The following is a 26,971-nucleotide window of genomic DNA, read 5'->3' on the forward strand; positions in this document are numbered from 1 at the left end:
ATCTTGCGGAATCGCCGTCTTTATTCAGGATAGCAGCATAATGTTGCAGGCGAAATACATTCAGCATGAAAAACGATTACCTAAAATACTGGCCCGGTGCTTGTTACCGGGCCGCTATAATGCTCCTGCTCGCAACTCCGGGCACTTTTGCACAGCAGGCTAATGTGAACCTGGACTGGAATCCGCAAAAGAACACCCAGCAACTGAATCCCTACGGCGGAAATGTCATTTCGCCCGATGTCGCAGACGATCACACCATTACATTTCGTGTAAAAGCACCTGACGCTCAGAAGGTTGAACTGACCGGCGGCCCTATCCTGCTTGCGCTGAAAACCAAAGGCCCTATCCCATTTGTCAAGGGAAGCGATAGCACCTGGACACTGAAAGTAGGCCCTGTTAAGCCCGATATCTACGTTTACAGACTGCTGATCGACGGCGTTCCAGTCGCTGATCCAAATAGCACATTCACAGGAACTTCCAACCAGCCCGGTTACAGCAATGTAATCGTTCATGACAAAGGCCCAGCATATTATGATGCCAAAAATGTCCCGCACGGCAAGATTACGCGCCATATTTATCATTCCAGCGTCCTGAATGGCGAGCGCGAAATGTATGTGTACACGCCGCCTGGATATGATCCCAAGAAAAAGTATCCGGTGCTTTACCTGATGGGCGGCAGCGGCGAGCTGGCATCCGGCTGGATGTTTGACGGACGTGCCAATTTCATCGCCGATAACCTGCTGGCGGAAGGCAAAATTGTGCCGATGATCATTGCCATGCCTAACAATCAGGTGCTTCACCGAAGCGATCCAAAGCATCTCGAAAAAACTTATGTGCTCTTTGAAGAAGAATTGAGGAAGCATATCGTTCCGTATATCGACAAAGCATACAGCACTATTCCTGACCGGAAATCACGTGCGATCTCCGGCTTGTCGATGGGCGGGCGTCATACGCAGGCAGTGGGTTTCAAAGCATTGGACTTGTTTAGTTCTTTTGGAATCATGAGTGCGGGCGACCTTGATCCCGAGAAATTGAACCCTGAGTTTTTTGGTGACCCTAAAATAAAAGACAAGGTGGATTACTTGCTGGTTGGCCTGGGAAGCGGTGAGCGGGATTTCGTTGGAAAACGCTCGGAAGCCACGCATAAGGCTTTGGAAAAAGCCGGCATTCAACATGATTACTACATTGGCGGCGACGGCGCGCACGACTGGGCAACTTGGCGAATGCTGCTGAATGACAAGTTACTGCCCAACCTCTGGCAGAAATCACCGTCCAAAACGAAATAAAAAGCATTCAGATATTTTATTAGTATGTCAAATTTCAATATCGATTCCGTAAAGCAGAGCACTTTTGATGCCATTGTGGTGGGAACGGGAATTAGTGGCGGCTGGGCAGCTAAGGAACTTACGGAGAAGGGTTTAAAGACATTAATCCTCGATCGTGGCAAGGATGTGAAGCACATTGTGGACTATCCTACCGCCAATATGCAGCCCTGGGAATTTGAACACCGCGGTCAGCCCTCGCTGGCGATCCGGCAGGCAAACCCGATGGCCAGCAAGCATTATATTTTTAAGGAAGACGCCATGCATTTCGTAGTGAAGGATGCTGAACATCCTTATGTGCAGGACAAACCGTTTGACTGGATGCGCGGTTACCAGGTTGGCGGCAGGTCACTCCTTTGGGCCAGGCAAACACAGCGTTGGTCAGATTTCGATTTTGAAGGCCCGGCGAGAGATGGTTTCGGCGTCGACTGGCCGATCCGGTATGCGGACATTGCGCCCTGGTATAGTTACGTTGAGAAGTTTGCGGGGATTTCCGGCAACAAAGATAATTTACCTCAATTACCTGACGGTGAATTCCTTAAACCACATGAAATGTCCTGCGTAGAAAAACATTTCAGCGACCAGACAGCGAAGAATTACAACAATGCACGTCCGATCATTATTGGCCGTGTGGCGCATATCAGCGATCCGCAGCCAATTCATACGGAACAGGGCCGTGCCAAATGTCAGCATAGGACCATGTGCCAGCGTGGTTGCCCGTTTGGCGGGTATTTCAGTTCGAATTCATCAACATTGCCGTGGGCAGAAAAAACGGGGAATCTTACCTTGCAGCCGCATTCAGTCGTCCATTCCATTATTTACGATGAGAAGAAAAAGCGTGCGACGGGCGTGCGCGTGGTGGATGCATTGACCAAGGAAATGAAGGAATATTATGCCAAAATCATTTTCGTAAACGCATCGGCAATTAACTCAAACTTAATTCTCCTGAATTCAATTTCAAACCGTTTCCCGAATGGCTTCGGCAACGACAATGGTCTGCTGGGAAAATTCATCGGTTTCCATAATTACAGAGGCCGGGTAAGCGCAGAATTTGACGGTTACCACGACCGTACGGTTGAAGGAAGACGGCCAAATGGCGCTTATATCCCCCGTTTTAGAAATGTTTTCAAGCAGGAAACCGACTTTCTGAGAGGCTATGCGACTTCTTTTTCAGCTTCTAAAATAGGCGCGAAGTCTGACGATATGGGTGAATCTTTAAAAGAAAGCTTGTTCAAGCCGGACAACAGCGGATGGGGCCTGGGCGCGCAAATGATGGGCGAAACACTGCCTAAGGAGACGAACTTTGTCAGTCTGCACAAAACATTGAAGGACGACTGGGGTATCCCGCAGCTGAGAATGCACGTGGATTTTGATGATAACGATATGAAAATGATCAAGGATTTTTATACGGAGCTGAGTGAAATGCTCGAAAAGTCCGGTTTTTCAAACATTAAAACTTCCGATACAAACCGCAATCCAGGCAGCGAAAACCACGAAATGGGCGGTGTTAGAATGGGTAATGATCCGAAAACATCCATGCTTAATAAATGGAACCAGATGCACGCATGCCCCAATGTAATCGTCACAGACGGCGCATGCATGACGTCCACATCCACGCAAAATCCTTCACTGACCTACATGGCCTTAACTGCAAGAGCCGTAGACCATGCTGTGAGTGAAATGAAAAAAGGGAACATTTGATACATTATATTTGCCCCTTGAACATAATGTAAACCATGGCGGTACAAAAATTTTTTGATGGCACACGTGTCAAAATCAAGGGTAGCAAGGACATTTGGGTGATCTTAAACCACGAGTCGATACAGAAAGGTGCGACAGTGAAAATTACCGGTAAAGTGAAGTGCAGAAATGAAAAAACGGGGGAAGTAAAATTTTGCAATGAGAAGAATTGCGAGACGCCGTAAGTCTGCAAACGCGAGAAGTTACACACTGATGATCAGTCACTTACTTTGTCAAATTCATAATTATTTTTGATATGAGTATTTAAAAAAGTCCCTTTGGATCCAGCGTTTTTCATAGCCTGGTACACTTCCAAAGGGACATTTTTATAATCGTAAACCATGCCTGAAACGTACACAATCCGCAACGTTTCCGTATCTCCATCATATATCATTTTCGAGACAACAGAAGATGGCATGGCAAATCCGGTTCTAATTTAAATCATCAAGCTTATCTTTCAGATCAGCAACGACTTTGGACGAGATTTTCGATGAAGTAAAAATCGTGTTCGCGCTGTCTGTATTTCCATAGAACGCATTGTTAGCCTTGGCATCCACGGACAATGCTGCGCCGTTAATGGTTACGCCTGCAAATAATCCTTTGCTTCTGGAATAAGAATAGACTTCTGCTTCCAACTTGTAATCTGTGCTCGCCGATGAGCTCCTGCCCATTGGACCTGCTGCCACAGAAAGGTCGCCGCCTAATGTAAAGCTTCCTTTTCCGATTTCGGTTAATGTTTTACTGCTCTTGAAAACGAGGACAAGGTCCACAGCCTGAACACCAATTTGCGCTCCTACACTTCCACCCGTAATCGTAACAAACACAGGATCACTCCATTCACCTTTTTCATTTTTAACCATAGCAATTCCTTTGCCATGTTTTCCGCCCACCATCAGGCCTGCATTGATCAATTTTGGGACGATAATGATCCCTTTCGAGATATCTAGCAGCTGCGCCGGAATGCTTTCCTCCATGCTGCTGAAATCATTCAGCACAGTAACCGCCGCCCGGATCTTATCTTCTTCCTTACCCTGTGCCCGTACGCCTGAAATGCTTCCGGCCAACATTAAAACAATGGCCAGAACGCTGAGCAGTTTGAAATTTTTAGTAATCATGTTTGTAATTAAATTGTGGACATAAAACGGAAAATCCCGTCTGACGCGTATTAAACGAGCAACTTTCAACTATCGTGCCTGCATGCGAAAAAACACGCTTTTCTGCACATGCTACACATTTTTCAAACAGAAAGAGTCTTTTACGTATATATATGAAACTAAAAGATCGTGGTATGGTTTTGTTATAAATTCCTTTAACATTAATCCAAAGAAATTATGAATGCCGAAGCGATAAGCCTGAATGAGAAAGAAGTAAAACCTGTGGTGGACCTTCTGAACGACTACCTGGCCAATTACCACATTCACTATCAGAAACTAAGAGGGTGCCACTGGAATATCAAAGGCCAGAACTTCTTTACCCTTCATGTGAAATTTGAAGAACTTTATACCAATGCCCAGCTCACCATTGACGAGATCGCGGAACGTGTACTGACATTGGGTAAGCCGCCACACAGCCGTTTTGCCGACTATATCAATGAATCGTCTATCAAAGAAATTGACACCATCGGCATGGTCGACCTGGATATGGTGGAAGCGATCCTGGACGATATGGCAAAACTGATTGAGTTGGAGCGTTATCTGCTGATTGCCAGCGACGAAGCGGGCGACGATGGAACCAATGATATGGTTAACCGTTTTATGCAATTCAAAGAAAAAAATACCTGGATGCTCCGTTCCTTTGCCGGGAAAAAATAATCGGAATCAACCTATTAAATGAATGTCTGGAAAACCATCCCCATAAGGATGGTTTTTTTATGCCTTAATGACTTATTTGCGTAAATTCTCTTTTGTATTCCAACAATGCGTAACATTCCCGTTTACAAGCTTGGAAGGCTGGGCATTATGGCCCCTTTCAAATTTGCCAAAAACCCTTTGCACTTCCTTCATCAGGGATTTGAAACCTGTGGGGACACATTCCAGATGAAGCTTTTCCGTGAGTTCGTCGTAACGCGCGACCCGGGCTTTTTCAGGCATGTTTTACAGCAGCATAACCGCAATTTCAAAAAAGGAAGTTCTTCTAAAATGCTTCGTCCCGTACTTGGGAATGGGCTGGTTACGAGCGATGGTGATTTTTGGTTAAGACAAAGACGGCTCGTACAGCCTGCATTCCACCGTGAAAGATTACAGGAATTATTCCTCGCCATGGGCGTCCTTACCGCATCTTTTCTGGACGAAATGGAGACCTTTCGGGGCAAAGATGCAGTAGACATTGATGCTAAAATGATGAGCATTACGTCCGATATTGCGCTCAAAACGCTGTTTGGAAACATGACAACGGAGGACAAAGCGCGAATTTATCAGCAGGTTAACAGGACTCAGAAATATCTGGTAACCAGGGTTCGCAAGCCATATCGCGTTCCCATTATGGCCTTTAATGGTGAAAATCGTCGTTTCGAAACGGATCTGGCTTATTTTAATAAATTAGTTTTCGAATTTATACATCAACGTCGCATATCAGGCGAAAGGCCGAATGACTTGCTGCAACTTTTGCTGGACAGCATTGACGAAGAAACCGGTGAGCAAATGAATGATCAGCAGATCCGGGACGAGGCAATTACCATGTTTGCAGCTGGCCATGAAACATCCGCAACCGGCCTCAGCTGGCTGTTACTTGAACTGTCCAAACAGCCAGACATTGTCAGGAAGATCAGGCAGGAAAGTGTGATTTTCGATAATGTTCCAACGTTTGAACAACTCATGCAAATGCCTTACACCAGGCAGGTTGTAGAAGAAGGCCTGAGACTTTACCCGCCGGCCTGGACCATGACACGTGAAGCAACGGTTGATCAGGAAATTGAAGGTTTCGATGTCAAATCCGGCACTTCGGTTTTTCTTTCCGTTTTCGAGCTGCACCGTAATCCGAACTTCTGGAAAGATCCGCTGACATTCAACCCGGATAATTTCAATGCTGAAAATCTGAAGGACAGGCCGAAATTCAATTATCTGCCATTCGGAGCGGGTCCTAGGATCTGTATCGGACAACAGTTTGCAATGATGGAAATGCAGCTCATCCTGGCCTCGCTCGTAAAACGATTTGATTTTGAGGCAGATCCGGCGCATGCGGTGGGCATGCACCCGCAGATTGTGTTAAAGTCTACCAATGGAATTAAACTTTTTGTAAGATAAAAAGCAGCACCATTATCCGCTATGTCTGAACAAATTACACTTTACATTTCGCTGATTGTCATCATTTTATTCCTGGTCATGCTGGCCCAGCGGATCAAAGTCTCCTACCCGATCGTTTTGGTGCTCGGCGGGCTGGCGATCAGCTTCATTCCTGGCTTACCGACCATTTCCATTGACCCGCAGCTCATTTTCCTCATCTTCCTGCCGCCGCTGCTTTACGATGCGGCCTGGCAAACCTCCTGGAAAGATTTTTATAAATGGCGGCGCGTGATCGGTTCCTTCGCATTCGTTGTCGTGATCCTCACATCCTGCGTGATCGCGTATGTCTCCAATTCGATCATTCCCGGGTTTACATTGCCCCTGGGATTCTTGCTGGGCGGCATTATCTCGCCACCCGATGCCGTTGCGGCGACATCGATCTTAAAAGATGTGAAGGTTACTAAGCGTCTGGTGACCATTCTGGAAGGCGAAAGTTTGCTGAATGATGCTTCCAGTTTGATTGTCTTCCGGTTTGCGGTTGCGGCGGTGGTTTCGGGAACATTCGTTTTGCAGGAAGCAGTCACCAGCTTTTTCATCGTTATCATTATGGGCGTTGTGGTCGGACTTTCCATCGCACTGGTTTTTTACGCGATCCACCGCTGGCTTCCTACCACGCCGAGCATTGATACGATCTTGACCTTCGTGGCACCATATGCCATGTACATTGCGGCAGAAGAATTCCATTTTTCAGGGGTAATCGCAGTGGTAACGGGCGGCTTGTTCCTATCCTATCACAGCCACAGCATTATGGGACATTTAAGCCGGATACAAGGTGTAAATGTCTGGTCGACAGTGGGTTTTGTATTAAATGGCATTGTCTTCATGCTTATCGGCCTCGAACTTCCTGTTATTGTGGATGAAATGGGACCCGGCGCATTGCCCGATGCCATTAAATACGGCCTCATCATTTCGCTGGTAGTGATCCTGACGCGACTTGCGTCTGCCATCGGCGCTTCACTCTTTACCGTCGTGGTCAGCCGATACATCCGCACCGCCGATAGCAGGCCCGGACTACGTGCGCCGTTTATGTTTGGTTGGGCTGGTATGCGCGGTGTGGTTTCGCTTGCGTCTGCATTGTCCATTCCGCTGTTGCTGACCAATGGTCAGCCGTTTCCGCAGCGCAACATGATCCTGTTCATTACATTCGTTGTGATTTTGGTAACACTTGTTTTCCAAGGACTTACCTTACCATTGGTTATCAAATGGATGGACGTGGGTGAGATGGACTACGAGATTACCGCTCAGGAACAGGACATTAAGATCAGGAAAAAACTGGCGGAGGAATCGCTGCAACTAATCAACGAGCAGCACGCCGACGAACTTCCTAAAAATGAATTATTGCAAAGTTTGAAGGCGAAGCTGGAAAGCGATATCGGGTTTCTGGAACACGTCAAGCATCCTGAAGTTAGCAATGAAGGTTACGATTATATCAAAGAATTCCAGCACATTACCAAAGAACTGCTGGACCATAAGCGTGCTGTTTTAAATAAATTCAATAAAAAAGAAACCTTCGAGGCAGAGGTGATCCGCCAGCACCTGGCCCAGTTGGATCTGGAAGAAGAAAAAATCCGCCAACAGTTTCTTCACATGGACTAATCCCACTGATGTTTAAACCAGCCCATGCTCATGTACGGGATATACGGCCGCAACCATTTTTCTGTTTTTTGATTCTCTGTCAAAGTAATAGTCCAGCCGCCCGAGGTTAATGCCCGCAAAACCAACCTGGTTAATGGTCGTCATTTTGCCATCCAGGTTCATGATATCCTCGGGCAATTTCATGAATGTGTGCGTATGTCCACCAATGATAAGGTCAATGTTACGCGTTGACTTGGCCAGTATCTGATCGGAAACTTTGTTGTCTTTGTATTTATAACCCAAATGCGAGAGGCAGATCACAAGATCGCAATGCTCATCATTTTTCAGAAATGATGCCGTTTCGTTCGCTTTGGTGATCGGATCGAGATATTCGGTTTCTCCGTAATTCTTTTTGTTTACCAAACCATTTAATTCAATCCCCAGTCCGAAAACTCCGATTTTCAAGCCTAGTTTTTCAAAGATTTTATAAGGTTGGGTTTTGCCTTTAAGCTTCGTATTATCAAAATTATAATTACTGACAAGGAATGGGAATTTGGCGTGTGGAAGCTGCTTTGCGAAGCCGGCAATGCCATTATCGAAATCGTGGTTGCCCATGGTGGCAGCGTCATAACCCATATCGCTCATGATCTGCATTTCCAGCTCGCCTCCGTAAAGATTGAAATAAGGTGTTCCCTGAAAAATATCGCCAGCGTCCAGCAAAAGCACATTCTTCTGCTCCTGACGTATCTTATTAACCAAGGCCGCCCGGCGGGCAACGCCTCCTAATCCCTGATTTCGGGAGCCATCCATCGGAAAGGGTTCAATGCGGCTGTGCACATCATTCGTATGTAAAATCGTAAGCCGCACCGTCGACTCCCGGGCAAATGCCTCGAAAGGGTTCCCCAACGCCAATAAAGCACCTGCACCCGCGCTCTTTTTCAAGAAATCCCTGCGGTTACTCCTTAACAATGACAATTCTTCCATCGAGCTGAGCGGTTATTTTTTTCCCCTGACGGGTCAGATCATTTATGTTATCCAAAAGCGCTTCGCGCACTTTTTTGTTAATTTCTTTTCGTTCAATCGGGTTGCGCAAGCATTCGAGATCATCGCCGCCATCTGCCAGATAATCGTATGTAAGCAGGTTGTAGGTCTTGGTTTTATCAAAAGGTTCACCCGCAATGGTCACGTCGTAAGCAACGCCGTTCCTGATTTTCATCCGCATTCCGGATATCGGTTCCCCATCCTTTTTGACAATAAAATCAATGACTTCCTGCACTTTCTCACCGGATAGTTTAAGGGTAACCATCTCATTTTCAAATGGCATTAATTCAAATACATTCGAAACTGTAATGTTGCCTTCCGGAAAAGTGGTCCTTAATCCGCCTTTCGTAGATAATGTAAATTGAATGGTCGGATCCTTTTTCAAACCTTCGGTAAGCATTGCATCCGCGAAGTAATTACCCATCAATGTTTCCGGATCAGACGGTTTGGTAAGCGCCTTTTCCGTCTGGCCGATGACTTTACTCATTTCGGCCTGCATTTTCGCTTTATAGGGAAGATAATATTTTACAATTGAAGAGTCCTCAACAACCTGATTATCAATTCCGTATTGCTTGTATTCGTTTTTGGTAACGGCTAAATGTCGCTGGCAGGATGAGAGGGAGGCAATCGCAATTGTCCAGGCCAGATAAGTGAATTGTCGCGGAGACAGGGTCATAATGCTATTTGTTGCGTTTACAAAAATAGCGAGGAATTTATGAAAAGAGACTTCCCGGCGAACCAGAAAGTCTCTTTAAATTAATTGGCTTCAAGAATTTTTACCAGCCGTCGTTCTGTCTCAGATTCGGGTTCGCATCAATTTGCGACTGCGGGATCGGATATAATTCCAATCTGGGAGAATACGGGATCAGCACATTATCCACGATCTGATCTTCGGACATGGCCGCGATTTCCTGTTGCAATGTGCCCCATCTGCGAATGTCAAAAACGGTTGTCATTTCACCGGTAAGTTCCAACCGGCGCTCGTTGCGGATAGCCGTGCGAAGCGCAGCTGCTGCCGTAGTTTTCGAAGCCGTTGCCTTGGCGCGCGCGCGAACCCGGTTCAAAATGGGCAATGCCAGTGCCGTCTTCCCGGTTTCAACCAATGCTTCCGCATAACAAAGCAGCACATCTGAAAAACGTAATTCTATCAAATCTGCGCTGTATCCCTGAATGGCAGCACCCGCAGGACGGGCAACTCTTGCCAGCTTACCGTATGCGATGCCATATTTGAAATCATCATGCGCCAGAGACGCATTGGTGCGCTTGTTCACATAATTGCCGATCGTCGGGTTGTAGATAATGCTGTCACCTTCCTCCGCTCCTGCCCTTCCGCCACCTTTGAAAGTATATCGGTCTACCAATGTAAATGGCCTGCGGGTATCGGTTTTTTCAAATAACTTATAAAAATCATAAGTCAAACCGTAATTCGTCTGCTCGTCGCCATTGACCAGCCCGGCCGGGAAAAGATTGAATGGAAGAATGTTCCCGTTCGGATTGGAAGAATTGACAAAATAACCGAATGATAGCACGATCTCACGGTTGCGTTCATTGTCCAGTGAGAAGACCTCTGCGAAGTCCGGGATCAGCTCAAAATCATACTTTTCTTCGTTTACCGGACCCACGATCTCGCTGAATTTGTCAACCGCTTTCTGGTAATTTTCTGTCCTGCTTAAAGGTTTCCCAGCCATTGTCAGATACACTTTGCCAAGCATGGCTTTGGCAGCTCCTGCGGACACGCGCCCCAGTTCAGCGCCGCCGCGGGAATCGGGCAGGTTGGCTTCCGCAAATGTCAAATCCGCGATGATAGCGTCATAAACAGCCACATCTGTTTCCTTGGGAGCAAAAATCAAATCTTCATCGGATAACGAATTGATTTCTTGCAAGATCAAAGGCACCCCGCCAAAAAAACGAACAAGGTTAAAATAGGCATAAGCCCGCAAAAAACGTGCTTCCGCAATGTACGGATCCGCTTCCTCTTCTTCACCCGGAACAGCCCGCGCAGCATTGTCTATAACTGTATTGGCCCGAAAAATAATTTTGTAGAACCGGGACCAGACCGCCTCGAACGCACCAGACGTGGACACATGTCCGAAACGATAATAAGGATCGGAACCAGAACCCAAAATTCCCGCCGTAGCATAACGGTGCCCTGACTCAGTAAGAATAAACCGACTGGAAATGTCAACAAAATCCGGCGCTGTCCAAGCCTGGTAAACGCCTATGGTTGCCTGGTTAAGACCGTCTTCATCTTTAAAAACAACTTCCTTGCTCAGCGACGAATAAGGCGATTCTTCCAGGTTGTCTTTGCAGGAAACAATGCCCAGCGTGAGCGCAAGCATTGCCGTGATTTTTATATGGTATTTCATATGAGTAATGCTTTATCTGAATTAGAAATTACAGGAGAACCCGATGGTGTACGAACGCTGGGACGGATAAGCGCCATAATCGATCCCTTGCTGCAGAAGCGATTGCGCATACGAACTAACCTCAGGATCAAAGCCGGTATACTTGGTTGCTGTCCATACATTGGTTCCCGTGACAAACAGACGCGGATTTTGAATAGGCCCTAATCTTGGGAAAGTATACGACAGACTAAGCATTTTTAATCGGATAAAACTGCCGTCTTCCAGCATTGTCGAGTTAATGTCACCCGAAGCAATGCCGCGCTGAATACCCGGATATTTAACATTGTTATGCGGGTTTGATTCCGTGTAGCGGTTGTTATACCAGTCTTCCGATTGGTTAAAACCTACGCCACCGTAGTCAACGACGCCATTATTAATGTAAAAATTGGTGAGGTTAAGCACATCATTTCCAACGGAACCAGTGAAAAGCGCATTCACGGAGAAGTTGCGCCAGGTCAGGTCATTGCTCCATCCGAACGTGAAATCAGGCGTGGATTTACCCAGAACGATACGGTCGTCGGCGGTGATAATGTTATCGCCATTGACGTCATCATAAATCCAGGCACCATAAAGCGGTGTTCCTTTTGAGCCAGCCGGACGGGGACCTTCAAATGTGGGGAAAGTTGGATTTCCGTCGCTGTCGAAGGATGAAGTTTGGGTCAGACCGGAAACGCGGAAGCCAAAAAACTTACCTACTTCCTCACCCGGCGTTAAAATACCCGAAACGCCTCCCAGCAAGTTTCCGTTTATGCTCACATAATCAGGCTGCGTACGTTCTCCAAGGTCAACCAGCGTGTTTATATTGCGTGAAAGATTGATTCTGGACGAGAAAGTCACATTCTTTTTCTGGATAATGTTTGCTTGGATGCTAAGCTCAACGCCACGGTTACGCATTGTTCCATAGTTATCAATAATGGTCCCTACACCCGATTGTGTGGGCACTTTTCGCGGTTGCAGCAGATCAGAGGTGACTTTGTTGTAATAATCAAAACTGAAAACCAGTCGGTCATTGGCCGTGTTGAAATCGGCTCCGACGTTAAACTGGCGCGTGCGCTCCCAGGAAAGGTTCGGGTTGGCTATGGAGTTTGGGAAAATGCCTGTATTGATCACGCTTCCGTCGCCTCCTGGTCCCATTTCATAAAACCCGCTTGTGTATTGGGATAATGAAGAGTAAGGGCCAATGGCCTGACTTCCCGTTTCACCGAAGGATGCGCGCAGTTTTGTATTTGAAATAAATGTCACGCTTTTCATGAATTCTTCCTGTTCCAGGTTCCAGGCAAGTGCTACGGATGGGAACACACCATATTTATTATTAGCCGCGAATGCAGAAGCTCCATCGATCCTTACCGAAGTGTTTAAAACATATTTCCCCTTGAAAGTATAATTGGCCCGGAGAAATCCTGACTGCAAAATCCGCTTTTCCTTAAATGATCCTACTGCCTGGGATTGCGCGCTTCCAATGTTGTCGACACCGAAAAACGGCACATCGAAACCCGAATAGTTTGTGCTGACGAATTCAACAGTCTGGTCGTTATATTCCACACCTAATGTCGAGTTCAGATAATGGTTTTTCCCAAAAGTTTTTTCATACTGCAGGTAAGCATTAACATTATAACTATACGTATTGGATGTGTTGTTACTTCCGCGTCCTTTTACCTGATTTCCTTCCGCTGTGCTTGGTGGCAGAAATACGTTTCTTCGGGTCAGGTTCTGGTTACCACCCAGGCTGACAACGAGCTGTAAGCCATTCACCAGTTTGAAATAGTTTTCAATGTTAAGGACTGAATAATCATTCTGCGTAACATCGCTTTTAGCCATCAACTCGTTTACCGGATTGGCAAAATAATAACCCTGATAGTTTGGAATGCCCAGGCTATTGTTTCCCAGATAATCCACTGCCAATGTCGGAGCGGCACGAAGTCCGTCCATTAAACCGCCTGAGTTGGGCCACGCACGGGATGCTGTAACTGCACGGTTGGACTTCTGCCTCGTGAAAGCAACCTGGCCTTTTACATTATACCAATCATTAATCTCATTGTTCAGGTTAACCCGGAGGCTGGCCCTGTTGTTATTCGAGTTGATGATCGTTCCCTTTTCTCTCAGATAATTACCGGATATATAGTAGGAAGATTTTGGACTGCCGCCGGAAAGGCTCAGCGTAATGTCCTCCCGGAAGCTGGGCTGCGTAACGGCTTCCACCCAATCTGTATTGGTAAAGGCACTGTCCAGATTTCCAAACGGTGCATTGCGGCCCGAGATTACATAGCTTTCATTAATGGTTTCGGCATACTGGCGCGAATTCATCATTTTGATCGGATTAGCGATCGTACCGAAAGAGGTTTTATTGACCAGCTCCACACGCCCTTCCCCACGTTTACCCGATTTTGTTGTGATCAAAACCACCCCGTTTGCACCTCTGGAACCGTAAATGGCCGTTGCAGATGCATCTTTAAGGATTTCCATGCTTTCAATGTCATTCGGATTGATTCCGTACAAACCATTCTGCGAGTAAGCGCCTGTGAAGTTCGCTCCCGCTTCGCGGTAAGGCGGCATGGGGAAGCCGTCAATCACATATAACGGCTCGTTGTTTCCGCTCAATGAGTTATTTCCCCTGATCCGCACCACGGTAGAAGCACCCGGTTCTCCGGAAGATTCCACCACCGAAACACCCGTTGTACGGCCCTGCAACGCCTGATCGACCGTGTTGACGACGGCAGATTTATATTCCTGGGACGAAACCCGGGAAGTCGAACTGGCAAGGTCGCGCTTGCTTTGGGCACCGTAACCTACCACCACCACTTCCTTCAAGGCTTTTGCTTCGGGAACCAGTTGCACGTTAAATTTCGACTGGTTCCCTACCGGAACCTCTTTTGCTGCAAAACCTATGAAAGAGAATTCAAGAATGGCGCCTTTGGCGGGGACTTTCATTTCAAATGTGCCTTCCGGAGATGTTTCAGACACGATTTCAGTGCCTTTGACCAAAACCCTTACACCAGGCATTCCCAATCCTTTTTCATCAACAACTTTTCCTGAAACAGTTCGCGCATCGGCCCCTAGCTGCGGTCCGGCTTGTGGATTAGCATTCAAATTCAGCGAATCGGTTTGCGGTGCGGGTTGAGCGGCAGCGGGTTGTGTCGCTGCTGGTTGAGCTGTCGCTGGCTGTGTTGCAGGTTGCGCAGTGGCTGGCTGTGCTGTGGCTGGCTGTGTTGCCGGTTGCACTGCCGGAACATTGCCGGCTGGTGCCGGTTGCTTTGTGCTGTCGGGCTTTACCGCGCCTGCTGCTGGCGTTGTGGTTGTCTGTGGTTGAGCCGCACCCGGCTGGGCCGCACCCGGCTGGGCCCCACCCGGTTGGGCCGCAGAATCCGGTTTTGCAGCTGGTTTTACCAATGGGTCAAAATTTTGGGTTGGCTTTACCAACGGGGCCGCGGAATTTGTATCAGTAGAAGTTTTTGGCTTTGGGAGGGTGTCAGTTGCTGGTTTTGCTGCCGCTGCCGGGGTTACTGTTGCCGGTGCGGGCTGAGCAGGTGTTGCTGGTGCGGGCTGCGCCGGAACGGGTTGAGCGGCCGGCCTGGGCAGGGAATCTTTTTTAGTGGAATCGGGCGTTACCTGCTGCGCGAAGGTGTGTGTAAATCCGAGCAGGCAAAATAAAAGCAAGACCCGACCCCTCTGAAAAATGAGATTGCCCGTGCCAGGCTCCACCTCAATTGATCGTTGAGTTGTTTGCATATTTATCGTTTGGCTAAGTGATAGGACTAAGTCCCGAAAAATGAGTACGTATAGTGCACGACAAAAATCATACCGCTATGTTTCCAGCGGTGATAAAGTGCATGAAAAGCGGCTAACCTTGACAAGTATATGTAAGCGGCGGTTACAAAAAACCAGCCAGATTTCCAGCCAGAATATTTTTTTTATTTCCAAATTAATTCGCGATCAGAAGCGATTATTTTTGGAAACATGCATGTTAAGATTACATTTGTCAAAATGCCCATAACTCCTGGGATTGAGATTTGCTTTATAAAAAGGAGTGCAAGAAACTAAATACTACCATGAGCCAGGAACAACTGCTGACCGCCGATTATATTGATTCTCAGATAGGAAATGTAATCGAATACTATATCCGCTGGGATTTTGAAGAAGATCCGTTTTTCGGGAAAGCAAGGATAAAAGGTTTGGTAGATGATGACTTTGGCAAGCTGAAAATAATCTGCGACGTGATAGAAGGAAGTGACCTGGAATTGGCCTATGAGGAAGAAGAAGTGTTCATGTTTTCCGATAACCACCCGATCTATGCAGGAACATTGCCCGAAATTTACTCTGCCAACTGGGTAAGCACGGATGGCAAGAAGAAAAAGCAGATTTTCATTTCCCCGCCTAATGAGAACGCCAAAGAATTTGCAATCGCACAAACAAACAGCAAGGTTGTTGTAAAAAGAATTTATTGATTATTAAAATAAAAAATCGGCTTAACCTGTCTTTTACAAGCGGTTAAGCCGATTTTTTTATGTCCTGATTCTTAATTTTTAATGATTTTCTTCGTCAGTACACGATCCGTAAATTCTGCTTTTACAATGTACAGTCCGCTTGCGTAATTGGTCAGGTCGAAATCGTACACATTGCTGCTAACCTCCCCGGTTATGCGTTGCACTGCGATTTTCTGTCCTGACACATTATAAATGGACACAGACGTCAATCCCTCAGGATGCGGGTAAAACTGCACGGAAACCCGGCCACTGGTCGGATTAGGGGTCACCAGGAACCCTGCTTCTTTCAGATTTGGATTAATGGTCACCGTTCGGATATTGATGTCGTCCAGGAATATATCATTCTCGTTTCCATTTGAATTGACAAATGCAATGAGGACTTCACCCTGGTTAATATAATTGCTGATATTAATCTCCTCGCTACGCCATTCATTGGCATTAGGCCTGAAAGCAGTTCGCGTTGCGGCGGTCCGGGTGATTAAAGAAGGCCCCCATTTCTTGTAAACGCTCCTGTAAGTCTGCCCGCAATCCGTGCTCACCATCACTTGCAATGTATCCCATACATTGCCCTCGACCGTGGCATTTGTATACGTTGCCGCTGCCAGCTGGAATGATACGAAAGCCGAATCCGTACCAGCAATGTTGACTGTCGGGGATCTCAGGTAGTCGCGCTCGCCGATCGCTTCATTGCCAAAATTTGAAATCTTTACGGATGCAGCGCCTGATTTGGCTGCTGTTGTCGTTTTCTCCCAGGTTGTGCCTGCGTCTTCATTCACAATGTCCCAGCCCTGTGGCGGGAACAGACTTTCGAAACCTTCTACAACTGGCGCAGCAAACGGTTCGTAATAGATAAATGCTGTGCTCTGCTCATCATTGGCTGTATTCTCGTCAGCGGCACCATTCGGGTTGGAAGTGGATATGGTAAGGACGTGATTGCCTTCCACGGTGGAAAGCGCGGGCAACGTCACGGTTGTTTCTGCAAATGTTGCCAATGAGCCCGTCCACCTGAATGTCTGCACTGTGCCATTATCAATCACCGCATTAATGTTTACAGACGTCAGCGTTTCACTTCCCCTGTTGACCAACACAACCTGTGGCGTGACAGAATTAGCGCAGATCCGTTGTTCAGGCTGCGTGATCGCTTTTAGGGAAGCATCCTTATTTTTCAGGTTCAAAGGCGTGCAGGCGTCCGAACTGGCGAGTGATAATCGGGATAAATTAAATGACTCGTCCATCCTGACCACCTGCCCTTTTGTAAACATAATGAGGCAATTGTCGGAAGTATAGTCCATGTAATTTTGATACATGATGCCCGGAGCGGTCTGTGTGCAGTTATCCGTCCGGATGCCGGTTGGACATGTGCCGGTGCTGTTACCCTGGTTAGGCGTATCCTCCACTTCGTCGGTTCCGTTGCACCCGCCATTATCGTCGCCCCAGATATGGTACAGATTAAAAAAATGTCCCAGCTCGTGTGTAAGGGTTTTTCCTGCATTATATCCTGCAACATTTCCGCCCGGTAAGCTGCCAAAATCTACCACCACGCCTTGTTCATCAGGCACGCCATCGTCCGGGAATGTTGCATATCCCAATGTGCCGCCCGACAGATCACAAACCCAGATATTGAGGTAACGATCTGTATCCCAGGCATCCGCACCACCAGTTTCGGCATGCTTTACCAGATTGGTGGTATAATCAAAATTTGCGCGGGAAGTGTTGTAACGCTCGATTCCGGTTGTAGGCGTTTCGTCCGGTGTGCGTTGCGCGAGGCAAAACTGGATGCCCGATTGCCCGAACAACGATCGGAAATGGGCAGGAACCTTGCTGGCGCTTCCATTTACACCCGCATAATCTGCATTGATAGTGTCGAGCTGCGCCAGGATCTGCGCATCGGTAATGAGTGACTGCCTGTTGGAAACTACATGGAAAACCACAGGAATTGTAACATTGGCATTGGTTCTTGAAGATTTGCCTGTAATGTTCCGTTGCCGGATCGCTTGTTTGAGCCGCAGCTCGCGCTGGTCAAACATGATTTTGAGTGCCGGCTGCCTGGTAAAACGCAGATTGAGAAGATCCATCGTATTGCATCTTTCCTGCGCGCGTACGTAAGCGCTTTGGGTTAGAAGTAATGCAATCAGCAGGCCGGTAAGAACGTATTTTAATTTAAGTAAAGCGTATCGCATCAGGGAAATTCCGGGAAACAGATTGAGTTGAAAAATTAGTTTATTCTAAAAACAACACCGGTTAATGTGTACTTACGTAAAAAAACCAACAAGTGATGCGAATTCTTAGTTATTTAATTTGTTTAACCTAAAATCATACCTGCCAATCTGATCATGTCGGAGCCTTCTGTTACACCGGTGCGCAAGATCATCCATATCGACATGGATGCGTTCTACGCGTCCGTAGAGCAGCGCGATTTTCCTGAATATAGGGGCAAGCCGCTTGCCGTCGGGGGCTCTCCTACCGGTCGCGGCGTGGTGGCTACGGCGAGTTACGAAGCCAGGAAATTTGGGGTAAGGTCGGCAATGTCTTCGCGAAAAGCGATACAGCTTTGCCCGGGCATAATATTCGTCAGGCCCCGTTTTGAGGTTTATAAAGCCGTTTCCACGCATATCAGAGAGATTTTTTCACGTTACACCGACCTGATCGAACCGCTTTCGCTGGATGAGGCATTCCTGGATGTGACAGAAGACAAACTGGGCATCGGCTCCGCATTGGAAATTGCAGAACAGATCAAAAAAGCCATCACAACAGAATTGAACCTAACGGCCTCTGCGGGGATTTCAGTCAATAAATTTGTTGCAAAAATCGCGTCGGACATTAACAAACCGGACGGGTTGACCTTCATAGGGCCGTCCAAAGTGGAGGCGTTTATCAATGCTTTGCCGGTCGAAAAATTTTTCGGGGTTGGTAAGGTCACAGCCGACAAGATGAAGCGCTTACAGCTTTTTACAGGCGCTGATCTGAAAAAACTGACCGAAAACGAGTTGGTCAAACATTTTGGTAAAACTGGACATTTCTTTTACAAGATCGTAAGGGGGATTGATAACCGTGAAGTGCAGACGGAACGGGAAACCAAGTCGCTGGGCGCGGAAGATACATTTATGTATGACCTTTCCACATTGGATGAAATGCACAAAGAGCTTGACAAAATTGGCGTCACCGTATTCAACCGGTTACAGAAAAAACAGCTCAAAGGCCGCACCATTACATTAAAAGTAAAATACAGCGATTTTACCCAGATCACCAGAAACCATTCATTCGGCTCGCCCATCGACGACCTTGACACGATCCTTGAAACTGCAAAAGATCTGCTGGCGAAAGTAGATATGGAAGAGAAATCCGTGCGCTTACTGGGCATTTCGCTATCGAATTTCGGCGAGCTGGAAATACGTTCGAGGCGGTCGAAAGACTCAGGCCAGCTCGAACTGTTCGGCTGACCTGAATGATATTATAAAAGCAGTGCGTCGACCCTGTGGGCCTGCACTTTTCCTTCACACGGTGCCCAGGAGAAAATCGTAAAACGGCCGTCCTGAGAAGCAACCAGCGCAATAGCATCCCGCTGATCGTGGACAAATTGTGCTGCCGACAAGTGCCTTGTGCCTCCGTGCTGCACCGGGTGCATGACCTGGCCGACGTTCCCTATAACCGGCTCCGTTACCAGCATTTCCTCCACCGGCCGACCTTCCGCGGTGCGCCCTATTTTGGCTCCGAATGCCAGCAACTCGTATTTATCATTGATGATCGTCGCCCCATCCACTGCCGTCAGTCCTGCAAGCCCGTTAATAGCCGAGCCCAGTTGCGACTGCCAGCCGATCGGATTTGGGTCTTCAATGTATTTTCTGTTCAGGTCCGCCAACTCAGAAAATGAGGGCTGTACGTGATAAGTAATCGGGTGAATGATGGATTTGCGCCAATCCTCCTTTCCGTTTGGCACAACGAGCAGGATGCCTCCCCGCTCATGGGCGCGCATGGAAACTGCCAGCTGAACCAGCAGATTAAGCGAATCGCTCCAAAGCCTCGAAGAAGTAAATCCGATCATGGAGTTAATGACGGAAGGACAATCCCGTGCGCGGCCGCTGTTTTCATCCACAATTTTAACCTGATCACCCTTTAAAACGGCCACATTAACAAACTTCCCGAAGCCATCCACGCGGCGGTGCTTGATAACGAGCATCCCAGGTTCCACCACTTCCAGCACAAAACACAGCCCCGGGATCACCCGCGTGGTGCCCCATATGCGCAACTCACCACCCTCCATCCAAACACCCAGGTGGATCCCGGAACGTTCCACAGCGGGCGCGAGCTTGGTGAGTGTATTGGCTGATAATGTGAGCCTTTCGCTAAAAATCAACGGATTTTCGGCATCTTCCGGAGAGAGGAATGCAATGGAAACTTTGGGTGAACGGCCTTCTTCGCGGCGCAGGCTGGCCCAGAATGTTGTATCAATAATGGTTTCAATGGTCCGGGCGTCGGGCTTAGGCGCCAGTTCCTGATCATAATGGCTTCGTACGGATTCGTGGTGGCGCTCGAAATGGCTTTCGACCAGACTTGCCACGCCCCGTGCCGGCTTATACGTTGTGGCGGGAACAGGATCGCCGGTAATAATGTTCGTTCCAAGGTTATTCATCTTCATGGACGGTCACTTAAAATTTTTTGCTGCTGCCTACGTTCTCTTGACAGTTGCTCCCTGGCAACGGAACGCAGAGTTAAGGTAGCAACAAAGAGAAGTGATAAAAAGTTGGATACTCAGGAAGTGCGTATTTTTTTTCACATATCGAAAATAGTTTCAGCCAAATCGCAGCTCAGTTACCGGTGAGTATGAGGCTCTTTGGACCGGTCAATAACTGGCGATTATGTTTTTTTGACAAATTCCTGCAATTTGATTCCAACCATTTTTGAACTTGTAACGTCGTATAAAACAAAGCTTGAAAGGTGGAAAACCATATTTCGACTGCGAAAATAAAAACAATGGAATCAATGAATGATCTTGGAAAAAACATATCTTGCCTGCATCAAAGTAACCAAAATACGTGTATAGGTACACGAAATGATAATAATCACATTAACTCTAAGCATAATGCCGGGAAAAGCTAATTGATTAATTCCTTTTTCCAACAGCAACCGCATTAACTATTCCCTCTTCACCCTTATAAAATTCGGAAAAAATAAAACGCAGGATCCGGGTCCTTTAATGACTCTTTGTGTTTGCCAAAAAAGCGGGACGGTTCTCCGCCAGTCAAACAGGTTACTGAAAGCAAGTTACTGGTTCAATATTTATTAATGAAGTCAGTAAATCTGAAACTAAGGATGATAACTAAACAGACAACTATCGGGTAAACCATATACTCTACACTTAAATTGTAAGATTGATGAAAAGCATCTCGGTAGTAATTCCGAATTACAACGGAAAGCATTTATTCGAAAAATATTTCGAGAATAATTACAAGATTCTCAATACGTTAGGCACACAGGTCCAAATCATTATCGTTGACGACGCTTCCAGCGACGACTCGGTGGCATATCTGGAAGAACATTACGGAAATAATGTGACGATCATCCGGAAAGAAAAGAACTCAGGTTTTTCCCATACTTGTAACCTTGGGATCCAGAAGGCGACCAATGACCTCATTTTCCTGCTCAATACGGACGTTACGCTTGAAGAAGGCTATTTTGAAAAGCTTTATAAATACTTCGAACTGGAAGATACTTTCGGTGTGATGGGACGCATTATCGGCATGGAAGACGATAACATCCTCGATGCTGCGCGTTCGCCAAAGATCCTGGGAAGGAAAATAAAGCCAAGCAATTTCTTCTATCTCAAAGATTCCGACACATTGACGCCTACATTTTACCTCTCCGGCGCCATTGCCTTAATGGACACCAGAAAGCTGAAAGCGATCAATGGTTTCAATGAAATGTTCAATCCGTATTACGGCGAGGACCAGGAGATGTCGATCCGCGCGTGGAGACTGGGTTGGAAATGCTATTACGAGCACAATGCGGTTTGCCGCCACGAAGTCTCCGCCAGCACCAAAGGCCATAAAAATAACTACTCTGTTAAAAGGATCTATTTCAGGAACCGTTACTACATGCATCACCTGCATTTGCACGGCATCGACCTGAACTTGTACCATATGCAGGTCATTTTAAGCGACGTGCTCCCCAGCATCATTACACTTCAATTCTATAAGGCCCAGGCCTATCTCGACTTCCTGCGCAACATGAACGAACTTTCTGTGAAGAAAACCGCGTTCAAAACCCAGATGAAAAATCATAAGTCCAACATCGGCATTAATGACGTCATCGAGAACATTAAAATGATGCTCAAATACAAGCAGGTCGTAAAATTATAGTTATTGTCAGCGATTTAAAGCGATATGCATTAATTTGCACCCTCAACCGAAAATTTTAGGATTTTCGGCTGTTTTACTTTCAGGCGTATACTAAATATGCCATTTCCACATAATGAAAACATACTTCCGATTACTATCATTTGCCCAGCCCATTGCCAAATTTGCAGTCCCCTATATCTTTTTCACAGTTCTCGGGGTCATATTCAATACGCTTAACCTTGCCCTGCTTGCTCCATTGATGAGCACCCTGTTCAACAATAATAAGGACGGGGCCGAAGTCATTCCTAAACCAGAGGCCTGGGATATTACCGGCCTGCTCAACTATTACGCACAACAAGCCAACGACGCTTACGGCCCGCACGGCGCATTGCAGCTGGTTTGCGCGGTGATCGTCACTTCGATTTTACTCTCTAATATTTTCAAATATTTCTCGCAGCGGGTCATGGAAAATCTCCGGATCCACACGTTGCTTAATCTGCGTAAAACGGTTTTTAACAATGTAATGAACCTGCACGCAGGCTATTTCAGCAATCAGCGTAAGGGGGATATTATTTCAAAAATTGCTTCTGATGTACAGGTTGTGCAGTTCTCGGTGACAGGAACATTGCAGGTTGTTTTCAAAGAGCCGCTGCAATTGCTGGCGTACATTTTCATGCTTTTTGCAACTTCCGCCAAGCTTACATTCTTTGCCATTCTCGTTATTCCGATCTCCGCTTTTATCATTTCAAAAATTGTAAAAAGATTAAAAGAGCAGGCGAAAGAAGCACAGCATTTATTTGGCTTAATGATCAGTTATCTGGACGAAGCGCTCTCCGGGATCAAGATCATCAAAGCATTTAATGCAACGGAAAGTATCAAGGACAAATTTCACTCAGAAAACATCCGCTATTCGGAATTGGGACGCAAGATGGCACGCCGCCAGCAGCTGAGCGGACCCGTTTCCGAGTTTCTGGGCGTCACGATGGTGGCGATCATCGTGCTTTACGGTGGTTCGCTTATTCTTGACAACCAATCGGACCTGAGCGTTTCAAAATTCGTTGCTTATATCGCTTTGTTTTCACAGGTTATGCGTCCCGCCAAAGCCTTAACGGACTCTTTCAGCACCATTCACGCGGGTATAGCGGCGGGCGAAAGGGTTTTGGACCTGATTGATGAAAAACCGGAAATCCAGGATGCGCCCGACGCCATTGACCTGAAAGAATTCAACCATTCACTCACATTACAAAACGTTTCCTTCGCCTATCAGGCCAGGCCGGTCCTCAAATCCATTAACCTGACGATCCCAAAAGGCAAAACCGTTGCGCTCGTCGGGCCGTCGGGCGGTGGAAAATCTACGCTCATGGACTTGCTCCCGCGCTTTATCGATGCGCAGGAAGGCAGTGTTACCATTGACGACTGGAATGTGAAGCAAGTAAAAATGGAATCATTATGGGCTTTGTTCGGGGTAGTTAACCAGGAATCGATGCTTTTTAATGATACGATCTATAACAACATTGCATTCGGTAACCCCAATGCTACGCCTGAAAAAGTACAAGCCGCAGCAAAAGTGGCCAATGCCCACGACTTCATTATGGAAACCGAGGATGGCTATGAAAGCAACATCGGAGACCGCGGAATGAAATTGTCGGGTGGACAAAAACAGCGTATATGCATTGCCAGGGCCGTTTTGAAAAACCCGCCGATCATGCTGCTGGACGAAGCGACTTCTGCATTGGATACTGAATCAGAAAAACTGGTGCAGGAAGCACTGAATAACCTGATGCAAAACCGGACTTCGCTGGTGATCGCGCACAGGCTGAGCACCATTCAGAAAGCGGATTCGATCGTGGTTTTAGAGGATGGTCAGATTGTAGAGCAAGGCAATCATTCGGAACTCATCGCACGCGACGGGTTGTACAAGCGACTGATTGACATGCAGCAATTCAGCGATATTTGATGGAAAATAAGCCGCTCATTTCGATAGCATTGTGCACCTACAATGGCAGTGATTTTCTGGCAGAACAGTTGGATTCCATTCTCTCCCAAAGCATTCAAGACTGGGAACTGGTGATCGTCGACGATTTTTCGCAGGACGAAACGCTCCGTATACTAAACAGCTATTCCGAGCGGGATAAACGCATCAAAATACATCGCAACCACCAGAACCTGGGATACAATAAGAATTTCGAGAAAGCGCTTAAACTTTGTGAAGGCGAGTTCATCGCCATTTGCGATCAGGACGATATCTGGCACGAGGATAAGCTCAAATTACAACTGGACGCGATCAGGAACCATTTGCTGGTTTACCACGATTCTGAATTTATGGATGAATCGGGCAACTCAATGGGCGCTAAAATCTCCGATAAGTTTGCTTTTTACAGCGGCGACAAGCCTGAGGTTTTTTTGTATTTCAATTGCGTTTCGGGACACAGCATTTTCATGAAAAGAACATTGCTCGCCCATGCGCTTCCATTTCCCGAGCGCTTCCATTATGACCAATGGCTTGCTTACATTGCCACCAGCCACGGATCCATTGATTTTGTAGATAAATGTCTGGTCCGTTACCGGCAGCATAAGAAAAATAACACTGATATGCTGGCATTGCGAACCTCTGCCAGGTCAACCAAACAAAAAATCACTGAACTCGAACGAGAAAGTGAGTGGCTTAAAATTTGTGCAGAAAAAGCCTCAGAAAAATCTGCTGAACTGATTAACAAGTTGTACAAGCTCAGCCTTCACCGAAATGCCTCTTTTATGAGCATTGCTTACGGCCAGGCGATATGGAAAGACAGGAAATATTTGCTGAGACTGCTGAAAAAATCGGGTTCCAGTAAATTTTTCTTCACCCTCAGAAAAATTTGGGGGCCATTGGCAAAAACGTTCCTTTAACGCATATATGATACTCAATCAATCTCCTTATCAACCCGGTACATTTCCACTCGTATCCATCGCACTTTGCGTTTATAATGGGGAAAAGTTTTTAAAGGAACAGCTCGATACCCTCGTTAATCAGCGATACCCGAACCTCGAAATCATTGCGGTGGACGATTGCAGCAGTGATGCTTCCAGGGCTATCTTAAAGGATTATCACCAGCAATATCCGTTTTTGAAGGTTTACGAGAATGAGGTAAATCTTGGATATGTAAAGAATTTCGAAAAAGCCATAACACTTTGCAGCGGCGAGTATATCGCATTATCCGATCAGGACGACACCTGGGATCTTGATAAGATACAGATCATGCTGGAAAATATCGGAACGCACAAGCTGGTTTACCATGATTCCAGATTCATGGAGGATGGCGGAAAACTGCTGGACCTGAAAATGTCGAACATTATTAATCTATATAGCGGCAACGAACCCGAAGTTTTCTATTTTTTCAACTGCGTTTCCGGTCACAGCTTATTCTTTCAACGCGACCTCATCGCAGATATTCTTCCCTTCGACCCAGAGCATTTTCATGATCATTGGATCGCTTATGTTGCTGTTAATCTTGGGACAATCCAGTATGTCGACATTCCGCTGGTGAATTACCGGCAGCACCCGAAGACCTCAACCGATATCCTGAACAAGAGAAAGAAGATCAGAAAAAAATATCACGAGAACCGGGACATTAAGAAACTCCGGAAAGATCTAAAATGGATCAAATACTGTGCAACATTCAAAAAGAACCGAAATCCTGAATTTCTGAACCGGTTGCTCGAACTGTTTGAAAGGCGGCTGGATACCTGGGTTTCTATGGGTTATGCGCGACTTATCGGCAGGCATTTTGACATTTTATATTATATCCAGAAATATCGCAAATCAAGCAAAAGGGCATTCATTTACCGCCAGATCTGGGGATTAAAGGCTAAATTATTTTGGGCCAAATATTTCAGCTTTTTTGGGAAAGAGGATGAAGACCCAGTTTCAGTTTGACCAAATGCAGGTAAGCTTTGAAAAAAAGCTTCTTCCGCACTCGCGATCGCCTCGTGCTCACGAGCATTTTGTGGATCTGGAAAAAGGAATAATCCCAGTCGATCATTTCCTCGATCGCCTTTTTCAGGCATCTTTTTTCGGTATGATAAAATTCCCGCATGGAAACGTCCGACGTCGTGAGCGGAAGTGCCCAGTTCCATTTCCGGTGTAATTTGAGGATTTCGTCAAACCAGGCTTTGTTAAAATTCCCCTCAGACGCATGTTTCATCAGGATATCAAACGTCACCAGGATTTTATGCTCGGGAAAAACGCTCAGGCAGAAATCCAGATCATAACCGTGAAAACCGGTCAGTGTTTTTGAATCAAAAGGATGAGCAACCGCAATGCTTTTACGCGTGCATAACCAGAGCCCGTCCACACAAACTACACGGCTTAACTTCTCATTTTTAGGATTGTGATATGCATGGATCTCATCTTTGCTATCGAGCTTAAAGCCTTGTAAAAGATTCTGATAAGACCGCTCCTCGGAGTGAAATTCAAACTGGTACCAGCCCGACGGAGCCAGCGATTTGTAACCGCCACCGGCCACACCCAGGACACCAGCTTCGGGATCGTTCGAAAAAATATCCATAACCGTTCGCCCCCAGCCTGCTGTCCTGATCTGCACATCTTCGTGCATGTAACAAATGATATCGTATTGCGCCAGTTGCGTTCCCTGATTATAAACCTCACAAATTCCTTTCTTCTGAAAACGGTTATCCATCCCGATCACTTCATGCGGTATGCCTATGGTTTGACGAATATTTTCAGTGACGATGGCCAGATCGATGGGGTTAACAGAGCAGATAACAATTGAAATCATTGCAAAAATTTAA

The 26,971-nt window shown here is 46.6% G+C and carries 20 protein-coding genes; 11 read left to right on the forward strand and 9 right to left on the reverse strand.

The annotated features are described in order from the left end of the window. Nucleotides 1-65 precede the first annotated feature (65 nt). Both L0659_RS20960 and L0659_RS20965 read left to right on the forward strand, forming a co-directional pair. Nucleotides 66-1,286: an esterase family protein gene (locus tag L0659_RS20960; protein ID WP_235128538.1), complete on the forward strand. Its 1,221-nt coding sequence runs from the start codon at nucleotides 66-68 to the stop codon at nucleotides 1,284-1,286. Between the two features lie 24 nt (nucleotides 1,287-1,310). Beyond that, nucleotides 1,311-3,023, forward strand: a complete 1,713-nt coding sequence (locus tag L0659_RS20965) for a GMC oxidoreductase (protein WP_235128539.1) — start codon at nucleotides 1,311-1,313, stop codon at nucleotides 3,021-3,023. 256 nt (nucleotides 3,024-3,279) lie between these two features. On the opposite strand, the gene L0659_RS20970 is transcribed toward L0659_RS20965, so the two are convergent. Further along, nucleotides 3,280-3,480: a KTSC domain-containing protein gene (locus L0659_RS20970; protein ID WP_255727544.1), complete on the reverse strand. Its 201-nt coding sequence runs from the start codon at nucleotides 3,478-3,480 to the stop codon at nucleotides 3,280-3,282. Between the two features lie 13 nt (nucleotides 3,481-3,493). Beyond that, nucleotides 3,494-4,177: a lipid-binding SYLF domain-containing protein gene (locus L0659_RS20975; protein WP_235128540.1), complete on the reverse strand. Its 684-nt coding sequence runs from the start codon at nucleotides 4,175-4,177 to the stop codon at nucleotides 3,494-3,496. Between the two features lie 216 nt (nucleotides 4,178-4,393). Between L0659_RS20975 and L0659_RS20980 the strand changes: the two genes are divergently transcribed. The 3 genes from L0659_RS20980 (at nucleotide 4,394) to L0659_RS20990 (ending at nucleotide 7,939) form a co-directional block, all read left to right on the forward strand. Next, the gene (locus L0659_RS20980) at nucleotides 4,394-4,873 is read left to right on the forward strand and encodes a Dps family protein (RefSeq protein WP_235128541.1); all 480 of its coding nucleotides are present in this window, start codon (nucleotides 4,394-4,396) and stop codon (nucleotides 4,871-4,873) included. A 105-nt stretch (nucleotides 4,874-4,978) separates the two neighbouring features. After that, nucleotides 4,979-6,304 (forward strand): cytochrome P450, encoded by a 1,326-nt coding sequence (locus tag L0659_RS20985; RefSeq protein WP_235128542.1) that lies wholly within the window; start codon nucleotides 4,979-4,981, stop codon nucleotides 6,302-6,304. A 21-nt stretch (nucleotides 6,305-6,325) separates the two neighbouring features. Further along, complete coding sequence (locus L0659_RS20990; RefSeq protein ID WP_235128543.1) at nucleotides 6,326-7,939, forward strand: Na+/H+ antiporter; 1,614 nt, start codon at nucleotides 6,326-6,328, stop codon at nucleotides 7,937-7,939. 12 nt (nucleotides 7,940-7,951) lie between these two features. Here L0659_RS20990 and L0659_RS20995 read toward each other — a convergent pair whose 3' ends face one another. From L0659_RS20995 to L0659_RS21010, 4 genes are all read right to left on the reverse strand, one after another. Further along, complete coding sequence (locus tag L0659_RS20995; RefSeq protein WP_235128544.1) at nucleotides 7,952-8,902, reverse strand: bifunctional UDP-sugar hydrolase/5'-nucleotidase; 951 nt, start codon at nucleotides 8,900-8,902, stop codon at nucleotides 7,952-7,954. Next, entirely contained in the window at nucleotides 8,874-9,635 is a 762-nt protein-coding gene (locus L0659_RS21000) for a 5'-nucleotidase C-terminal domain-containing protein (protein ID WP_235128545.1), read from the reverse strand. The genes L0659_RS20995 and L0659_RS21000 overlap by 29 nt, the downstream gene beginning before the upstream one ends. 100 nt (nucleotides 9,636-9,735) lie before the next feature. Further along, nucleotides 9,736-11,325: a RagB/SusD family nutrient uptake outer membrane protein gene (locus L0659_RS21005; protein ID WP_235128546.1), complete on the reverse strand. Its 1,590-nt coding sequence runs from the start codon at nucleotides 11,323-11,325 to the stop codon at nucleotides 9,736-9,738. A gap of 21 nt (nucleotides 11,326-11,346) precedes the next feature. Further along, on the reverse strand, nucleotides 11,347-15,090 hold the full coding sequence (locus L0659_RS21010) for a SusC/RagA family TonB-linked outer membrane protein (RefSeq protein WP_235128547.1): 3,744 nt from the start codon (nucleotides 15,088-15,090) through the stop codon (nucleotides 11,347-11,349). Nucleotides 15,091-15,410: 320 nt separating this feature from the next. On the opposite strand from L0659_RS21010, the gene L0659_RS21015 reads away from it, so the two are divergent. Further along, the gene (locus L0659_RS21015; protein ID WP_026632093.1) at nucleotides 15,411-15,806 is read left to right on the forward strand and encodes a hypothetical protein; all 396 of its coding nucleotides are present in this window, start codon (nucleotides 15,411-15,413) and stop codon (nucleotides 15,804-15,806) included. 71 nt (nucleotides 15,807-15,877) lie between these two features. Here L0659_RS21015 and L0659_RS21020 read toward each other — a convergent pair whose 3' ends face one another. After that, entirely contained in the window at nucleotides 15,878-18,025 is a 2,148-nt protein-coding gene (locus L0659_RS21020) for a M43 family zinc metalloprotease (RefSeq protein ID WP_235128548.1), read from the reverse strand. A gap of 153 nt (nucleotides 18,026-18,178) precedes the next feature. On the opposite strand from L0659_RS21020, the gene dinB reads away from it, so the two are divergent. Continuing rightward, nucleotides 18,179-19,285 (forward strand): DNA polymerase IV, encoded by a 1,107-nt coding sequence (gene dinB, locus L0659_RS21025; protein ID WP_235128549.1) that lies wholly within the window; start codon nucleotides 18,179-18,181, stop codon nucleotides 19,283-19,285. An 11-nt stretch (nucleotides 19,286-19,296) separates the two neighbouring features. On the opposite strand, the gene L0659_RS21030 is transcribed toward dinB, so the two are convergent. Continuing rightward, the gene (locus tag L0659_RS21030) at nucleotides 19,297-20,481 is read right to left on the reverse strand and encodes a putative sensor domain DACNV-containing protein (protein WP_235128550.1); all 1,185 of its coding nucleotides are present in this window, start codon (nucleotides 20,479-20,481) and stop codon (nucleotides 19,297-19,299) included. A 736-nt stretch (nucleotides 20,482-21,217) separates the two neighbouring features. On the opposite strand from L0659_RS21030, the gene L0659_RS21035 reads away from it, so the two are divergent. The 4 genes from L0659_RS21035 (at nucleotide 21,218) to L0659_RS21050 (ending at nucleotide 26,096) form a co-directional block, all read left to right on the forward strand. After that, nucleotides 21,218-22,201: a glycosyltransferase family 2 protein gene (locus L0659_RS21035; protein WP_235128551.1), complete on the forward strand. Its 984-nt coding sequence runs from the start codon at nucleotides 21,218-21,220 to the stop codon at nucleotides 22,199-22,201. Nucleotides 22,202-22,313: 112 nt separating this feature from the next. Then, nucleotides 22,314-24,137, forward strand: coding sequence for an ABC transporter ATP-binding protein (locus L0659_RS21040; protein WP_235128552.1), 1,824 nt, complete (start codon nucleotides 22,314-22,316; stop codon nucleotides 24,135-24,137). Next, a complete protein-coding gene (locus tag L0659_RS21045) occupies nucleotides 24,137-25,069 on the forward strand; it encodes a glycosyltransferase family 2 protein (protein WP_235128553.1) in 933 nt (310 codons plus the stop codon). Before L0659_RS21040 ends, L0659_RS21045 begins: the two co-directional genes overlap by 1 nt. 7 nt (nucleotides 25,070-25,076) lie before the next feature. Next, nucleotides 25,077-26,096, forward strand: a complete 1,020-nt coding sequence (locus L0659_RS21050; RefSeq protein ID WP_235128554.1) for a glycosyltransferase — start codon at nucleotides 25,077-25,079, stop codon at nucleotides 26,094-26,096. Here the strand turns inward: L0659_RS21050 and L0659_RS21055 are convergent. Then, nucleotides 26,053-26,958: a glycosyltransferase gene (locus L0659_RS21055; protein ID WP_235128555.1), complete on the reverse strand. Its 906-nt coding sequence runs from the start codon at nucleotides 26,956-26,958 to the stop codon at nucleotides 26,053-26,055. The two genes, L0659_RS21050 and L0659_RS21055, sit on opposite strands and share 44 nt — an antisense overlap. Between the last annotated feature and the right edge of the window lie 13 nt (nucleotides 26,959-26,971).

The organism is Dyadobacter sp. CY347, from assembly GCF_021502655.1.
GTDB lineage: Bacteria > Bacteroidota > Bacteroidia > Cytophagales > Spirosomataceae > Dyadobacter.

Coding starts and splice junctions, on each gene's coding strand:
- L0659_RS20960 (WP_235128538.1), top strand. CDS start 66: ATGAAAAACGATTACCTAAAATACTGGCCCGGTGCTTGTTACCGGGCC.
- L0659_RS20965 (WP_235128539.1), top strand. CDS start 1,311: ATGTCAAATTTCAATATCGATTCCGTAAAGCAGAGCACTTTTGATGCC.
- L0659_RS20970 (WP_255727544.1), bottom strand. CDS start 3,480: ATGCCATCTTCTGTTGTCTCGAAAATGATATATGATGGAGATACGGAA.
- L0659_RS20975 (WP_235128540.1), bottom strand. CDS start 4,177: ATGATTACTAAAAATTTCAAACTGCTCAGCGTTCTGGCCATTGTTTTA.
- L0659_RS20980 (WP_235128541.1), top strand. CDS start 4,394: ATGAATGCCGAAGCGATAAGCCTGAATGAGAAAGAAGTAAAACCTGTG.
- L0659_RS20985 (WP_235128542.1), top strand. CDS start 4,979: ATGCGTAACATTCCCGTTTACAAGCTTGGAAGGCTGGGCATTATGGCC.
- L0659_RS20990 (WP_235128543.1), top strand. CDS start 6,326: ATGTCTGAACAAATTACACTTTACATTTCGCTGATTGTCATCATTTTA.
- L0659_RS20995 (WP_235128544.1), bottom strand. CDS start 8,902: ATGGAAGAATTGTCATTGTTAAGGAGTAACCGCAGGGATTTCTTGAAA.
- L0659_RS21000 (WP_235128545.1), bottom strand. CDS start 9,635: ATGACCCTGTCTCCGCGACAATTCACTTATCTGGCCTGGACAATTGCG.
- L0659_RS21005 (WP_235128546.1), bottom strand. CDS start 11,325: ATGAAATACCATATAAAAATCACGGCAATGCTTGCGCTCACGCTGGGC.
- L0659_RS21010 (WP_235128547.1), bottom strand. CDS start 15,090: ATGCAAACAACTCAACGATCAATTGAGGTGGAGCCTGGCACGGGCAAT.
- L0659_RS21015 (WP_026632093.1), top strand. CDS start 15,411: ATGAGCCAGGAACAACTGCTGACCGCCGATTATATTGATTCTCAGATA.
- L0659_RS21020 (WP_235128548.1), bottom strand. CDS start 18,025: ATGCGATACGCTTTACTTAAATTAAAATACGTTCTTACCGGCCTGCTG.
- dinB (WP_235128549.1), top strand. CDS start 18,179: ATGTCGGAGCCTTCTGTTACACCGGTGCGCAAGATCATCCATATCGAC.
- L0659_RS21030 (WP_235128550.1), bottom strand. CDS start 20,481: ATGAAGATGAATAACCTTGGAACGAACATTATTACCGGCGATCCTGTT.
- L0659_RS21035 (WP_235128551.1), top strand. CDS start 21,218: ATGAAAAGCATCTCGGTAGTAATTCCGAATTACAACGGAAAGCATTTA.
- L0659_RS21040 (WP_235128552.1), top strand. CDS start 22,314: ATGAAAACATACTTCCGATTACTATCATTTGCCCAGCCCATTGCCAAA.
- L0659_RS21045 (WP_235128553.1), top strand. CDS start 24,137: ATGGAAAATAAGCCGCTCATTTCGATAGCATTGTGCACCTACAATGGC.
- L0659_RS21050 (WP_235128554.1), top strand. CDS start 25,077: ATGATACTCAATCAATCTCCTTATCAACCCGGTACATTTCCACTCGTA.
- L0659_RS21055 (WP_235128555.1), bottom strand. CDS start 26,958: ATGATTTCAATTGTTATCTGCTCTGTTAACCCCATCGATCTGGCCATC.